18 protein-coding genes are annotated in these 15,128 nt (G+C 37.1%); all 18 read left to right on the forward strand.

The window, feature by feature from the left end; translation table 11 throughout:
* Positions 1-7: 7 nt before the first annotated feature.
* The 18 genes from flgM to ftsX all read left to right on the forward strand — a co-directional run bounded on the left by flgM (position 8) and on the right by ftsX (position 15,111).
* A complete protein-coding gene (gene flgM / locus BLS02_RS05620) occupies positions 8-271 on the forward strand; it encodes a flagellar biosynthesis anti-sigma factor FlgM (protein WP_092491963.1) in 264 nt (87 codons plus the stop codon).
* Positions 272-288: 17 nt separating this feature from the next.
* Positions 289-777 carry a flagellar protein FlgN gene (locus BLS02_RS05625; RefSeq protein WP_092491964.1) on the forward strand — a complete coding sequence of 163 codons (489 nt, stop codon included), beginning with the start codon at positions 289-291 and terminating at the stop codon, positions 775-777.
* A gap of 33 nt (positions 778-810) precedes the next feature.
* Positions 811-2,349, forward strand: coding sequence for a flagellar hook-associated protein FlgK (gene flgK, locus BLS02_RS05630; protein WP_092491965.1), 1,539 nt, complete (start codon positions 811-813; stop codon positions 2,347-2,349).
* A 10-nt stretch (positions 2,350-2,359) separates the two neighbouring features.
* A complete protein-coding gene (gene flgL / locus BLS02_RS05635; RefSeq protein WP_092491966.1) occupies positions 2,360-3,265 on the forward strand; it encodes a flagellar hook-associated protein FlgL in 906 nt (301 codons plus the stop codon).
* A gap of 85 nt (positions 3,266-3,350) precedes the next feature.
* On the forward strand, positions 3,351-3,923 hold the full coding sequence (locus tag BLS02_RS05640; protein ID WP_092491967.1) for a DUF6470 family protein: 573 nt from the start codon (positions 3,351-3,353) through the stop codon (positions 3,921-3,923).
* 21 nt (positions 3,924-3,944) lie between these two features.
* Positions 3,945-4,394: a flagellar assembly protein FliW gene (gene fliW, locus BLS02_RS05645; RefSeq protein WP_092491968.1), complete on the forward strand. Its 450-nt coding sequence runs from the start codon at positions 3,945-3,947 to the stop codon at positions 4,392-4,394.
* Between the two features lie 2 nt (positions 4,395-4,396).
* Positions 4,397-4,627 carry a carbon storage regulator CsrA gene (gene csrA / locus BLS02_RS05650; RefSeq protein ID WP_092491969.1) on the forward strand — a complete coding sequence of 77 codons (231 nt, stop codon included), beginning with the start codon at positions 4,397-4,399 and terminating at the stop codon, positions 4,625-4,627.
* Positions 4,628-4,721: 94 nt separating this feature from the next.
* Positions 4,722-5,072 (forward strand): flagellar protein FlaG, encoded by a 351-nt coding sequence (gene flaG / locus BLS02_RS05655; protein WP_092491970.1) that lies wholly within the window; start codon positions 4,722-4,724, stop codon positions 5,070-5,072.
* A 14-nt stretch (positions 5,073-5,086) separates the two neighbouring features.
* Complete coding sequence (locus BLS02_RS05660; RefSeq protein ID WP_092491971.1) at positions 5,087-6,556, forward strand: flagellar hook-associated protein 2; 1,470 nt, start codon at positions 5,087-5,089, stop codon at positions 6,554-6,556.
* A gap of 21 nt (positions 6,557-6,577) precedes the next feature.
* Complete coding sequence (gene fliS / locus BLS02_RS05665) at positions 6,578-6,979, forward strand: flagellar export chaperone FliS (RefSeq protein ID WP_092491972.1); 402 nt, start codon at positions 6,578-6,580, stop codon at positions 6,977-6,979.
* Positions 6,979-7,332, forward strand: coding sequence for a flagellar protein FliT (locus tag BLS02_RS05670; RefSeq protein WP_092491973.1), 354 nt, complete (start codon positions 6,979-6,981; stop codon positions 7,330-7,332). Before fliS ends, BLS02_RS05670 begins: the two co-directional genes overlap by 1 nt.
* 201 nt (positions 7,333-7,533) lie before the next feature.
* A complete protein-coding gene (gene hpf, locus BLS02_RS05675; RefSeq protein ID WP_092491974.1) occupies positions 7,534-8,085 on the forward strand; it encodes a ribosome hibernation-promoting factor, HPF/YfiA family in 552 nt (183 codons plus the stop codon).
* A gap of 461 nt (positions 8,086-8,546) precedes the next feature.
* Positions 8,547-8,702: a hypothetical protein gene (locus tag BLS02_RS18905; protein WP_175476714.1), complete on the forward strand. Its 156-nt coding sequence runs from the start codon at positions 8,547-8,549 to the stop codon at positions 8,700-8,702.
* Positions 8,703-8,992: 290 nt separating this feature from the next.
* Positions 8,993-11,506, forward strand: coding sequence for a preprotein translocase subunit SecA (gene secA, locus BLS02_RS05680; protein WP_092491975.1), 2,514 nt, complete (start codon positions 8,993-8,995; stop codon positions 11,504-11,506).
* A 70-nt stretch (positions 11,507-11,576) separates the two neighbouring features.
* Positions 11,577-12,678 (forward strand): peptide chain release factor 2 gene (gene prfB, locus BLS02_RS05685; RefSeq protein WP_139180770.1). Its coding sequence is split into 2 segments (ribosomal slippage): positions 11,577-11,648 and positions 11,650-12,678, totalling 1,101 coding nucleotides; the frame shifts between segments, so codons are not numbered across the junction.
* Between the two features lie 183 nt (positions 12,679-12,861).
* Positions 12,862-13,245 (forward strand): cytochrome c551, encoded by a 384-nt coding sequence (gene cccB / locus BLS02_RS05690; RefSeq protein ID WP_092491977.1) that lies wholly within the window; start codon positions 12,862-12,864, stop codon positions 13,243-13,245.
* A 296-nt stretch (positions 13,246-13,541) separates the two neighbouring features.
* Complete coding sequence (gene ftsE / locus BLS02_RS05695; RefSeq protein WP_092491978.1) at positions 13,542-14,228, forward strand: cell division ATP-binding protein FtsE; 687 nt, start codon at positions 13,542-13,544, stop codon at positions 14,226-14,228.
* Positions 14,218-15,111 (forward strand): permease-like cell division protein FtsX, encoded by an 894-nt coding sequence (gene ftsX / locus BLS02_RS05700; RefSeq protein ID WP_092491979.1) that lies wholly within the window; start codon positions 14,218-14,220, stop codon positions 15,109-15,111. Before ftsE ends, ftsX begins: the two co-directional genes overlap by 11 nt.
* Positions 15,112-15,128: the final 17 nt, after the last annotated feature.

The following is a 15,128-nucleotide window of genomic DNA, read 5'->3' on the forward strand; positions in this document are numbered from 1 at the left end:
GATTTTAATGAAAATTAATGGTCCAAACCAAACAAATTTTAACCCATATAAAAATCAACTGCAAAAACAGATGGACTACTCCAAAGATATCAATAAAAAAGATCAGCTCGAAATCTCGAATCAAGCTAAGGAAATGCTTCAAAATGAGAAACCAAGTGAGAAACGTGCCGCATATGTTCAAAACATTAAAGATGCAGTAGATGCTGGAGAATATCAAGTCAATCATGAGAAAACAGCACAAAAAATGGTTGATTTCTGGTCGAAGCAATAGTAAAGGAGGACATCAAATTGTCCGTTCAACCGATAATACAATCATTGGAAAAATTGATTGGTCTGCATGAATCACTCCTTGAGATTTCTAAGCAGAAAACAGCAGTTGTGAAAGAGGGTTCCGTCGAGAGCTTGCAACCCCTTCTTTTGAAAGAGCGCAAACATGTCCAAGCGTTAGAACAAGCTGAGGTTAAGCGTCAAAAAGAAGTTGAGGACTGGGTTGCCCAGCACAATGCTAATCTGGAAAATGCAACTATCACTGGTATTCTTGAGGTTATCAATGATGAACAAACCAAAAATGAATTGGAACAAATAACAATTACATTAACTAAAACAATTACTGAATTAAAACAGCAGGAGCAACTGAATCAATCGCTAATCCAGCAATCAATGCAATTTGTCGAACTATCGCTCAACATGATGAAACCCTCTATTCGTAATCTGAACTACGGTGGAAACAAATCATCTGATTCTGCAGAGCGTTCTGTTTTCGATTCAAAAGCATAAACAGGAGCGAATAACGATCGGAGGGAGTAAGCAATGAGTACTTTTCATGGGTTAGAAATGGCTAAGCAAGCTTTATCTGCACAGCAATCAGCACTATATACAACTGGACACAATATCTCCAATGCAAATACAGAAGGGTATTCCAGACAACGTGTAAATTTTGAAACGACATCACCATTTCCAGCTGCTTCACGGAATCGTCCGGAGATACCTGGTCAAATGGGTACAGGTGTGGAAGCAGGGTCGGTACAACGGGTCCGAAATCAATTTCTGGATTATCAATATCGTGCAGAAAATAGTAAATCCCATTATTGGGACACAAAAGCAGATGCTCTTAGTAAGATGGAAGGGCTGCTGAATGAACCATCTGAGAATGGATTGAATAAAACGATGGACAAGTTTTGGCAATCACTTCAGGATTTATCGGTTAACCCCGAAAATACTGGGGCACGATCTGTTGTCGCACAAAGAGGGCTTGCAGTAGCAGAAACCTTTAACTATATGTCTGATTCATTAGGAACGATGCGAACTGATTTGAAGGATCAAATTGATGTTAAAGTCAAAGACGCGAACTCTATTTCTGACCAGATCAATTCATTGAATAAACAAATTAAGAATATAGAGACACACGGTTCCTTGGCAAATGACCTTTATGATGAGCGTGACCGTTTAGTTGATGAGTTATCAGGAATCGTTAATATCGAGGTGTCCTATTCAAAAAGCAGCGATGCCGCTCTTGACACTGCAGATGGATTGGCAACTATTAAACTTGCAGATGAAAGTGGCAAACCACTGGGTTCAACGCTGGTTAATGGTGATTTATCACAAGGTGATCTGAGTTTTAATGAAATAAACGTTAAGGTAACAGATGACGCTGTTGAAACAATCAGTGCTGATGGCGAAACCTATACAGCAACAGAATTCACTTCACAAGGATCACTTAAAGGGTTTATTGAATCATATGGTTTTACGGATGGCGTAGATAATGCAGGTAATACTGTTGTTAAAGGTGAATACCCTGATATGCTGGCAGATTTGGATAAAATGGCTAAAGCATTTGCTGATGAATTCAACGATGTTCATAATGATGGTGCGAATTTAAATGGAGAACAGGGTACCGCTCAATTTTTTCAAAATGCGGATGATGAAACTGCTGCCAATATAACAGCTGGAAATATCACCGTGAGTGAAACGATATTGAATAATCCAGATGAAATAGCTGCGAGTAATGGTGGTGGTTCTGGAAATGGCGAAAATGCTTCCGATTTAGCTGATATATTTGATGCAGAAAATGGCGATCTAGATAATGCTTCTGTTAGAAGTTACTATGAATCTATTATTGGTGATATGGGTGTAAACGCCCAAAAAGCTAATAGTATGGTAGAAAACTCTGGAATACTAAGATCACAAGTAGAAGATCAACGAATGTCGGTTAGTTCTGTTTCATTGGATGAAGAAATGAGTAACATGATTAAGTTCCAGCATGCGTATAGTGCAGCTGCCCGCAGCATGACAGCTGTAGATGAAATGATTGATCGTGTTATTAATAATATGGGATTAGTAGGAAGGTAGGTAAGTATTGATGCGAATTACACAAGGTATGCTTTCGAATAATATGCTTAATAACTTGTCGAACAGTTACTCCAAAATGAATACGTATATGAATCAGTTATCTACGGGTAAAAAAATCAACAAGCCCTCTGATGATCCTGTAATCGCAATGAAAGGGATGAGCTACCGGACAGAGTTGAAGGAAGTTGAACAATATCAACGGAACACGAATGAAGTTCATAATTGGATGGACAACTCAGATGCTGCATTGGATAAAACCACCCAAGCACTGCAAAAGTTACGGGAATTAGCTGTTCAGGCAAGTAATGATACATACGACGATGGACAACGTGAAAACATTATGGAAGAGGCAGAACAGTTAAAAGAGCATCTTGTTGATATTGCTAATACGGAGGTCAATGGTAAATATATTTTTAATGGGACATCAACTGATACAAAACCAGTTACCACTAACGAGAATGGTGACATTACAAAAATTGCGATTAATTCAGATCCAGTTATGATTGAAGTTGCAAATGGGACTAAATTACAAGCAAATGTTGATGCAGGAAGCGTATTTGCTGGGGATCCAGATAGTGCTGGTGATATGTTTGGTGAAATTGACACATTTATTAATGCGCTTGCTGATGGTAAAGATCAATCTGCAATTGAAGATAGTATTAAATCCCTTGATGCAAACATTGATAATGTCGTTAATGCCCGTGCAGACCTTGGCGCACGAATGAATAGATTGGAATTAGTGGAAAATAGGTTAAGCGAACAAGAAGTAATTGCTACCCAAACAATGTCTGAAAACGAAGATATCGACTATGAGAAGGTAATTACTAAACTGACATCACAGGAAAGTATACATCGCGCTGCCTTATCAGCTGGATCGAGAATAATTCAACCTACACTAATGGATTTTTTACGCTAATTAGTTTGCAAGCCCTGGCCTTTATGGTACAGGGCTTTATTAACAGTAATGAAAGTTTCTAAAAAACTAGTCAAGGATTGATGATATGGAACTACCACAAATACGAATGGAATCGCAAATGGCACGTATACAAATTCAACAAATAGCTGGAAAACAGGAAATTCAGCAACCACAGGCTCAAATTTCGATTCAACAGCCTAAAGCCGAAGTTTCCATGAGGACGACACCCTCTAAGTTAAGCATTGATCAGACACAAGCCTGGGAGGACATGGGTCTAATGCATATTTCTAAACGAATAGAAAAGTTTGCAAATGACGGTCGCCAAGGATTGCTAGAAGGAATCGCTCGGAGGGTTCAACAAGGTGCAGAGCTTATGAAGATCGAGAATGATGGCAATCCAATTGTGAACCAAGCTGCAACAAATGCACACGACCAAATGAAGCAATTAGGCATTAAATTTATTCCATCACATTTTGCTGTTAAAATTCATTATCAACCATCTGAATTAAAAATTGATACGGAAGTAAACCAACCAATTATTAACAATAAACCACAAATGCCGATTATCAATTACCAGCCTGGGGAAGTATCAACGAGTATGAAGCAATATCAGGATCTGCAAATAGATTTTATTAACCTATTCTCCGAATCTGCTTAAGAAAGGATGTTTAAAAATAATATGAAAATAGAGACCAAATATTTAGGTGACATGGAAATAGTAGATAGTAGGGTTATCCAATTTCCATCAGGTTTACCTGGGTTTATTGATGAAACAAAGTTTGTATTACTGGACTTGCCAGATAATGCATCCTTTCAAATCATGCAATCAATTATCACTCCTAGTATCGCGTTCATTGTTACAAATCCATATCAATTTTATCAGAACTATGTAATCGACTTGGACGAGGGTATTATTGATAATCTGCAAATTGAAGATGATAAAGATGTGATTGTATTGGTTATTGTGACGGTAAAAGATCCATTCAATACAAGTACAATAAACTTAAAGGCACCAATAATTATTAATTCACAAACGAAACAAGGGAAGCAATATATTTTAAATATGGATGAATACCCATCCAAGGCTGCAATTGCTCCATCAGCTTCCTCCACTGGGAAAGGGGAATAACGATGCTTGTACTTACCAGAAAGCAGAATGAGTCAATCCAAATTGGCGATGATATTGAGATCAAAGTGTTGGCAATTGATGGTGATCAGATAAAACTAGGAATTGATGCGCCAAAGTCCATAGATATCCACCGAAAGGAAGTTTACTTGGATATTCAGAACCAGAATAACGAAGCAGTTAATGTTTCACAGGATATTCTTAAATTGCTGGAGAGTAAAAACAAAGATAGTTAATAGCATATATAAATTCTCACTCAAACCTTAACATTACATAACTTTAGTCCGATATAAATAGAAAATAGAATAAATACGAGGAGTTGCTTGGGCAATGAAGTTAGAAAATGCACTAACAGGTGCTCATCCCTTGCAAAATGAGAAATTCAGCAGGCAAATGTCAGCAGCAAAGGATAAAGTGGCTGAAAAGAAAACCGCTTTACATGATGAAGAGGTCATTAATACTGATAAAGTCAAGACAGTAGTTGATAAATTGAATGAATTTACCGAGTCACTGCGAACAGATTTAAAGTTCGAATATCATGAAAAATTAAATGAATATTATGTAACGGTTGTAAACCCTCTGACAGATGAGGTCATTAAGGAAATTCCACCTAAGAACATGCTTGATATGTATGCAGCGATGGCAGAGTTCATGGGAATTCTGGTGGATGAAAAGATTTAAAGGAGTTGTATGTTATGCGTATTGGTGGTCTAGCTACAGGAATGGATATTGATTCACTTGTTAATAAGTTAATGAAAGCAGAACGGATGCCATTGGACCGAATGCAACAGGAGAGCACTACACTAACCTGGAAACGAGATGCTTTTCGGGATATTAACAAAAAGTTACTTGAGTTAGATGATATGATGCTGAATATGAAACTGGACAGAACGTATAACTCGAAATCCGTCAGTTCCTCTGATGAAAGCTCAGTTACTGCAACAGCATCTACCGGAGTATCTGATGGTAACTACAGTATTGAAGTGGAAAAATTAGCCAGTAGTGAGACAGTTATTGGTGAACAAATCGATATTGATACAACTAAAACATTAGAGGAACAAGGAATAGTACCTGGAGAAATATCCTTTAATACTTATACAGAAGACGGGAACACCGAGACTCATACTATATCAGTTGATTCTAATGACACATTACAAGATGTACTGAAAAAAATAACTGACGATGACAATAATGTGCGAGCATTTTATGATTCAAATACAAAAAAAGTAATTATGGAGACTACAAGAACCGGAAAATACAATATTAATGGTAATAAGGAAATTGATTTTTCTACAGATTCCTTTTTAAATGATACATTGAAACTAGGGGCAGGTTATGCATCACAAGAAACAGGTGGAGAAGATGCTCAATTTAATTATAATGGTGTCGGTATGACTTCACATAATAATTCTTACGATCTTGGAGGAATCAATTTCCAGTTTAAAGGTGTAGGGACTGCCAATCTTTCAGTGACAAATAATGATGAGGCTACATTTGATTCCATCATGAAATTCGTTGATAAGTATAATGAAGTTGTTGAAAAATTGAACGGATCGCAAAGTGAAGAAAAATTCCGTGATTATAAACCACTGACAGACAAACAAAAAGAGTCCATGTCAGAAGATGAAATCGAGCTTTGGGAAGAAAAAGCGAAAAGCGGTATTCTCAGTGGTGAATCAGCAATTTCTGATGGGTTATTTTCCATGCGAAGCAGCTGGTATTCCAATGTTGATACAGGTGGTGAGATAACCTCACTAACGCAAGTGGGTATTACCACCTCCAGTAATTACAGAGATGGTGGTAAGTTAATTGTAGATCCAATTGAACTGAAAGCTGCGTTGAGCGACAATCCAGAGGAAGTTAAAAAGTTATTTTCAAACAGTAGTGAAGATGGCAGCCGTGGACTTATTAATCGGTTAGATGATGCACTTGATTCGACTAGAGGAAAAATCGAAGCACGAGCTGGAAGTGGTATGGATACATTAGAAAATTATTCATTAGGAAAACGAATGAAAGAAATTAATACGCGTATTTCAGATTTCGAGGATCGCTTAGTACGGGTGGAAAACCGATATTGGAGCCAATTTACACAAATGGAGAAAGCAATACAACGAATGAATCAGCAATCAGCACAATTAATGTCCCAGTTTGGTGGAGGCGCTTAAACTTTTAAGGAGTGTTACTTTATGGCAGCAAACAAGCATTACCAGGCATATCAAAATAATTCAGTGAACACGGCGTCTGGTGGAGAACTGACTTTAATGTTATATAATGGTTGTATCAAGTTTATTAAACAATCAATTAAAGATTTACAAAATGAAAGTTTTGAAGCAAAAAACACAAATATCCAAAAAGCACAGAATATTATACATGAATTAATGGTAACATTGGATCCAGAAGTTGAAATCTCACAACAGATTATGCCTTTATACGAGTATATTAAGTTTCAATTAAAGGAAGGCAACGTCAAGAATGATGTTAATCTTTTAGAAGAAGCCTTAAATTACGTAATTGAGTTTAGAGATACTTGGAAGCAGGTTATAATACAAACGAGAAAAACGCAATATGCACAGGGCGCACAAGTATAATGAATCGACTTCAGAAAACATACAAAGTTACTAAGCAGCTTGAAGAAGTGCTAAATGTGAATATAAATGGTAAAGACCGTAATGCTGTAATTGAGCAGGTTAATCATTTGGTTGAACAGAGAGGTGACTTGCTAAGTGAAATCACTTCTCCTTATTCCGAAGAAGAAAAGCAACTTGGAAAAGAACTGGTTAAACTGAATGAACAAATTCAAGAGAAGATGAATAACCTGTTTGACGATTTGAAAGTGGAAATGAAGCAAGTGAAAAAACAGAAGAAGTCAAATCGTACATATGTAAATCCATATGAAAATGTGAAAACAATGGATGGTATGTATATGGATAGTAAAAAATAGTTAAAAACTCCTGCTAAAACCAGGAGTTTTTAACTATTTTTTTAATGAAAAAAGTAACTGTACTTCAGTGTGTATAGGGCATCCTGGAATCATTCGACAAAAAGTTACAAAATATGACACATTTTTTTGGTGGTTTAAGCAGGAAAAGTACGGGGTAACGTAGTATAATAAATACATAAGGATGAAAGGAGGACACTTTTAATGAAGTACAACATTCGTGGTGAAAATATCGAGGTGACGGGTGCAATAAGGGAATACGTAGAAAAAAAGATTAGTAAACTTGAGAGGTACTTTGATACACCCCCAACATCCGATGTACATGTAAACTTAAGTGTCTATAACGATGAACAGAAGATTGAGGTTACGATTCCGATGACTAACCTGCTACTGCGTGCCGAGGAGCAGCATATTGATATGTATGCAGCAATTGATCTGGTAGTAGATAAGTTAGAAAGACAAATTCGTAAGTACAAGACTAAAGTTAATCGTAAGTTTAGACAGGAAGGTTCTCCGAAACACATTTTTGCTGAATTGGAAAAAGAAGCATACGATGAAAAACTTGATTCAGATGAAATTGATATTGTTCGAACAAAGCGTTTCAATTTAAAACCAATGGATTCTGAGGAAGCAGTATTACAAATGGACATGTTAGGTCATGCATTTTATGTGTTTACCAATGCTTTATCTGGTGACACAAATGTAGTTTACCGCCGTAAAGACGGGAGATATGGTTTGATCGAACCTAACAGCTAAAAATAATAGATATTCACAGGGCGGTCTCATATTGAGATCGTCCTTCCTAGTTTAAATGAGCAGTTAAGATGTGCTATTTTCGGCAAAAGCAGAAAACTGTACTTCTATAACAACAATCGTTTCTCAACATGAAAAAGTAGCATGTAAAAAAAATTTTTTTAGCAGCAAGAAAGTATAAATACTTTCTTACTGGCTAAATGCAACTTAGGCACGCCAAAAGGGTTGGCGAATGCCGGGGTTTCTAACAATTTGTCGAAATTTGTCGTACAGTTTGCCAAAATTAAATTTTGGGACCTAATTTAAAGCCATTTTCAACTAATTATGCGTTAAAATTACTGTACTACTTATTTTTCTTGGAATTTATTGTCGAATTGATTCCTAAAATTGAAAAATGGCAATTAGCATCTTTACAATGTTTCGTGATATAACTGAATTACACAGAAAAGGAAGGGGATTTTGATGTGAGTGGAGTAAAGTATGATGAACTGCTAAGAAGAGTGCAGCAGCATGAAGAAACCATTACGCAACTAGTGGAAATCATAGCTGTTACAAATCGGCGCCTTTCAGAACTGGAAAGGAAGCAAAATGAACAGTCGCATACATATTCGCTTACATAATTTTTCTTCTAAGCAGCAAGAGAACTATAGTTTCCACTAATATGCCTCATACTTACCTCATTTTAAAGAACAGTTCACCCCCGAACTGTTCTTTTCTCTATCATTTGTTAAACGATTAAGCTCTTTAAATCAGTTGTCATGAGACTTTAGATACGTTATTATTAATGGTGGACTATCATATTAAAGAGAATTATATTTCAAATAAATTTTATTGGTACAGTTTAAGAATAACGATGGTCATCCTGTTGGTTGAAGGCTAAGTTTTTCTTATAATACGAGGAGCGTTTTAAATGGCTGGTTTATTGACAAAGATTTTTGGTGATGGAAATAAAAAGCATCTAACCCGATTAGAGAAGAAGGTTGATCAGATAGAGGCATTGGAATCGGCAATGGAAGCTTTATCTGATGAAGATTTAAGGTACAAAACAGATGAGTTTAAACAACGTTATGCTAATGGTGAAACATTAGAGGATATGATGGCTGAAGCATATGCCGTTGTACGTGAAGGATCAAAAAGGGTGCTAGGTATGCGTCCGTTCCCGGTACAGCTTATGGGTGCGATTGCATTGCATGAAGGTAATATAGCTGAGATGAAAACAGGTGAAGGTAAAACCCTTGCTTCAACCATGCCTGCATATTTAAATGCGATAGCTGATAAAGGCGTTCATATTATTACAGTAAATGAATATCTTGCTGATCGTGATGCGGAAGAAATGGGAGAGTTATATGGATTTCTTGGCTTGACTGTCGGATTGAATGGGAACGGGTTGACCAAAGAAGAAAAAAGGGAAGCATACTATTGTGATATAACCTATGGTACAAATAATGAATTTGGGTTTGACTATTTACGAGATAATATGGTTCTTTACAAAGAGCAAATGGTTCAGAGACCTTTGAATTTCGCAATTATTGATGAAGTTGACTCCATTCTTATCGATGAAGCTAGAACACCTTTAATAATTTCAGGATCTGCACAGAAATCTGCACAGATGTATCAACAGGCAAATTCATTTGTACGAACACTTAAACATGAAACGGATTATACCTATGATGAAAAAACAAAAGGTGTGCAGTTAACAGAAGAAGGAATTAATAAGGCGGAGAGTTATTATAATATAGAGAACTTATTTGACCTAGATCATGTATCACTTACACATCACATTAACCAGGCATTGAAAGCACATGCATCGATGCATGTTGATACAGATTATGTGGTACAGGAAGGCGAAGTAGTGATAGTTGACCAGTTCACTGGACGTTTGATGAAGGGGCGCCGTTATAGTGATGGACTCCATCAGGCAATCGAGGCGAAAGAAGGATTACAGATTCAGAACGAGAGTATGACGCTTGCCTCTATTACGTTCCAGAACTTCTTCCGCATGTATAATAAACTTTCTGGTATGACTGGTACAGCCAAGACAGAAGAAGAAGAGTTCCGTAATATATATAATATGGATGTTATTGCAATTCCTACTAATCAGCCCATTATAAGAGATGATAAGGCAGATATGATTTATAAATCGATGGAAGGTAAATTCCGCGCGGTTGTAAATAATATTAAAGAAAGATATGAAAAAGGTCAGCCGGTTTTAGTTGGTACGGTGGCAGTTGAAACGTCAGAACTAATCGCTAATATGTTACAGAAGTCTGGTGTTAAACACAATGTGCTGAATGCAAAGAATCACTACCGAGAGGCAGAAATCATAGAGAATGCAGGTCAAAAAGGTGCAGTTACAATAGCAACAAACATGGCAGGCCGTGGTACCGATATTAAACTTGGTGAAGGTGTTGTAGATGTCGGCGGTCTAGCTGTTATTGGTACAGAACGTCATGAGTCACGCCGTATTGATAATCAATTGCGTGGACGTTCAGGGCGTCAGGGTGATCCTGGTATGACACAATTTTATTTATCAATGGAAGATGAATTGATGCGTCGTTTCGGCTCTGATAACCTTCGTTCCATGATGGAGCGACTTGGAATGGATGATGATCAGCCAATCGAAAGTAAGATGGTTTCACGAGCTGTAGAATCAGCCCAAAAACGTGTTGAAGGTAACAACTTTGATGCACGTAAGACAGTATTATCTTATGATGATGTTTTACGTCAGCAACGTGAAATTATCTACAAACAGCGTTTTGATGTAATAGATGCTAACGAAAATCTACGCGATATTATTGAAGCAATGATCATATCAACACTAGAGCGCGTGGTTGGTGCAAATACACAAGATGAGCTCGATGAAAATTGGGAACTTAATTCCATTGTGGAGTATGTCCACGGAAACTTATTGGACTATGACGATATATCCGTAGAAGACATCAAGGGTAAAGAACCTGAAGAAATAACAGAGTTCATTATGGAAAAAGTGAGAAAACGCTATGATGAAAAAGAAGAAGAGCTTACTACTGAGCAGATGCGTGAGTTTGAAAAAGTTATTTTACTCCGTACAGTTGATACGAAATGGATGGACCATATTGACCAAATGGACCAGCTTCGCCAAGGGATTCACCTGCGTGCGTACGGACAAAATGACCCATTACAGGAGTACCAGGCAGAAGGCTTCCATATGTTTGAGCAAATGGTTGTTGCAATAGAAGAGGAAGTTGCTAAATACGTGATGAAAGCACAAATACGTGATAATTTGCAGCGTCAGGAAGTTGCCAAAAACACGCAAGCAGTATCGGGCGGACAGGATGACAAGAAAAAGAGTCGCAAACCATATGTAAAGTCGGAAAATATTGGACGTAATGATCCTTGTCCATGTGGCAGTGGCAAAAAGTACAAAAATTGTCATGGAAAGTAGTAATGAAAGCAGGCACTCCCTAAGTATGGGAGTGTTTTCATTACACGATAAAATTAATGAGGTGAATGATATGGAACTAGCGGAAATTGGAAATAAAATTGAATTAATGACAAACAGGATTGAAGATTTCAGGGGGTCTCTTTGACTTAGATGAAAAAAGGGAACGTATTGAAGAGTTGGAACAAATGATGACATTCCCAGACTTTTGGGATGACCAGAATGCTGCACAAAAAGTGATAGCTGAAACAAACGGTTTGAAAAGCTATGTCGATAGCTTTGACGAATTAGAAGAGAAGTTAGATAATCTGAAAGTATCTTTTGAACTGGTGAAGGAAGAGAATGATAGCGAGCTTTTTGCTGAGCTTGAACAGGAAATTCATACAGTACTTGAAGATATAAATAAATTTGAGTTGCAGATGCTTTTAAGCGAACCATATGATGCAAATAATGCTATTTTGGAATTACATCCTGGTGCGGGTGGTACAGAATCACAGGATTGGGCCAGTATGTTGCTGCGGATGTATCAACGGTGGGCTGATAGCCGGGACTTCTCGGTAGAAACCCTCGATTATTTACCTGGTGATGAAGCAGGGGTTAAGAGTGTTACGTTATTAATTAAAGGCTACAATGCTTATGGGTATCTGAAAGCTGAAAAAGGAGTACATCGATTAGTAAGAATTTCACCATTTGATTCTTCTGGAAGAAGACATACGTCTTTTTCATCTTGTGACGTACTGCCAGAAACGTCAGATGATGTTGACCTTGAGGTTAAAACTGAGGATATAAAAATTGATACGTATCGTGCAAGTGGTGCTGGTGGACAGCATGTTAACACGACAGATTCAGCTGTTCGAATAACCCATTTACCTACAAAAATTGTCGTCACATGTCAATCTGAGCGTTCACAAATAAAAAACCGAGAACAAGCGATGAAAATGTTAAAATCCAAGTTATATCAGAAAGAAATAGAACGTCAGCAGCAGGAAGTCGATGCACTGCGTGGTGAACAAAAAGAAATAGGCTGGGGAAGTCAAATTCGCTCTTATGTCTTCCATCCATATACAATGGTAAAAGATCATCGAACAAACAAGGAAGTTGGTAATGCACAAGGTGTGATTGATGGTGATCTCGATCCATTCATAGATGCTTACTTACATGCTCAATTAGACTAATTTCCAATAGGATAAGTCTTTAGAATTTCATGAATTTGACACAATTTGGCAAAGTCATTGCCCGCTATGAAGTTTGTATAATTTTGTATAAAAATGGTAATGTCCAATGGTTTTAATTCTTTGTAATTAGGTTATACTAATGCTGATAACCTTTATACTAAATTATGTTAGGGGGATTTATGCATGAAAAAATGGTTATTCACAATGCTATTTGGTTCAGCGCTAGTGCTCGGTGCTTGTGGCGGTGGCGGAGATGACGGCGGTAACGAGGAACCAGCTGATAATGGTGGAACCGATACCGAAGAATCAACAGGGGATGAAGGTGGTGGCTCAGTAGATACTGCCGCTGCCGAAGAACTATATCAAAATAATTGCGCTTCTTGCCACGGTGGCGATCTTTCTGGCGGAGCTGGTCCTAAGTTGTCAGCAATTGGTTCAAAATATTCTGTTGATGAAATTGCTGATATCCTTAAGAATGGTAAAAATAACGGTATGCCAGCATTTGAAGGTCAGCTATCTGAAGGAGATATAACAACACTTTCTTCATGGTTGGCAGAAAAGAAATAACGTAGTTACTTAGCTACTACTAGCTTGTTCTACTGGATTTGTTTCCAAGGAACAAGCTTTTTTTTGCGTTTATTTCACAGAACTCTTTAGAAAAGATACCTTATATGGATAAGTTATTTAATAAGTTAATGAATTGAAATGAAAATGTAATAATTTTTTTCTAAATTTTTTGCTGAAAAATGTTATAATATATATAATTATATACTAGAGATAGAAAAAAGGGTGTGTAGTACAGAAAAAATAAAGCAAAAATCGACAACAAGAATGACTAAATAAAGGTTAAAGGTGATACATAAATGATTAAAATGAAAGATGTATACAAGACATATGCGAATGGTGTAACTGCACTTAATGGCATTAATATAGATATCGACCAAGGCGAATTTGTTTATATTGTCGGGCCAAGTGGTGCCGGCAAGTCTACTTTTGTAAAACTCATGTACCGCGAAGTTAAACCTTCGGACGGTACCATGATTATAAACGAAATTGATATAAATAACATGAAGGAAAAGAAAGTTCCGTATTTACGAAGGGACATAGGTGTTATTTACCAGGACTTTAAGCTGTTACCAAAACTATCAGTCTATGAGAATATAGCATTTGCGTTGGAGGTTATTGAAGAATCACCTCGAAATATTAGAAAACGTGTCATGGATGTTCTTGAACTAGTTGGCTTAAAGAATAAAGCACGTTTTATTCCTGACGAATTATCAGGCGGTGAACAACAACGTGTTTCAATAGCACGAGCTATTGTTAATCATCCAAAGGTTGTTATTGCGGACGAGCCCACTGGAAACCTGGATCCGGAGACATCATGGGGAATTATGCGGATCTTTGAAGAAATTAATGCCAAGGGTACAACGGTTATCATGGCCACCCATAGCAAAGAAATTGTTAACACGATTAAAAAACGCGTTATTGCTGTAGAAGACGGGTTAATCGTGCGTGACGAGCAACGAGGTGAATACGGCTATGAAGTTTAGAACAATGAAAAGGCATTTAAGAGAAGGAATTAAGAATATTTTCCGTAATGGCTGGATGACAGTAGCTTCTGTTGGTGCAGTAACTATAACGTTACTACTTGTTGGAACTTTTCTTGCGCTGATGCTTAATCTTAATTTTATGGCTGAAGGTCTTGAAGAAGAAGTTCAAATTGATGCATTAGTTGAACGTACTGCAAATGAAGAACAAATCCAGGAAATCAGAGGATCCATTAAAGAAATGGAAGAAGTTAAAAGTGTTGAGTTTTCCTCAAAAGATGAACAGCTTGAACAATTAATATCAGGTATGGGGGAAGAAGGAGAATCGTGGGAACTATATAAGCAGGAAAATCCTTTAAGTCACGCATACATCGTTAAAGCTGAAGATCCAACCAATACAGAGGCATTAGCACAGAAAATTAATTCCTTGGACAATATACAGGAAGTGAATTATGGGAGAGACGTTGTCCATCGTTTATTTCAGTTCAATGAATATGCACGAAATATAGGCTTAGCATTAATTGCTGGTTTACTATTTACTGCCATATTTCTCATTTCCAATACGATAAAACTTACGATAATGGCTCGCAGTAAAGAAATTGGAATTATGAAGCTTGTCGGTGCTACGAATGGATTTATTCGCTGGCCATTCTTCATTGAAGGAATGTTGCTCGGAGCATTAGGAGCTGTCATTCCAATAGCTGGAGTTCTATCTGGTTATTACTACCTTGTAAATAATGTTAGTGAAAAGATTACCTATAGTTTTGTAGACTTATTGCCGTTTAATCCATTTGCATGGCAACTTTCGCTCATTATACTAGCTATTGGCGTTTTCATCGGAATTTGGGGTAGCGTCATGAGTGTTCGTAAATTCCTTAGAGTTTAAAGATTTATACCAACGTG

It is taken from the genome of Virgibacillus salinus (genome assembly GCF_900102415.1).
Taxonomy (GTDB): domain Bacteria; phylum Bacillota; class Bacilli; order Bacillales; family Amphibacillaceae; genus Lentibacillus; species Lentibacillus subterraneus.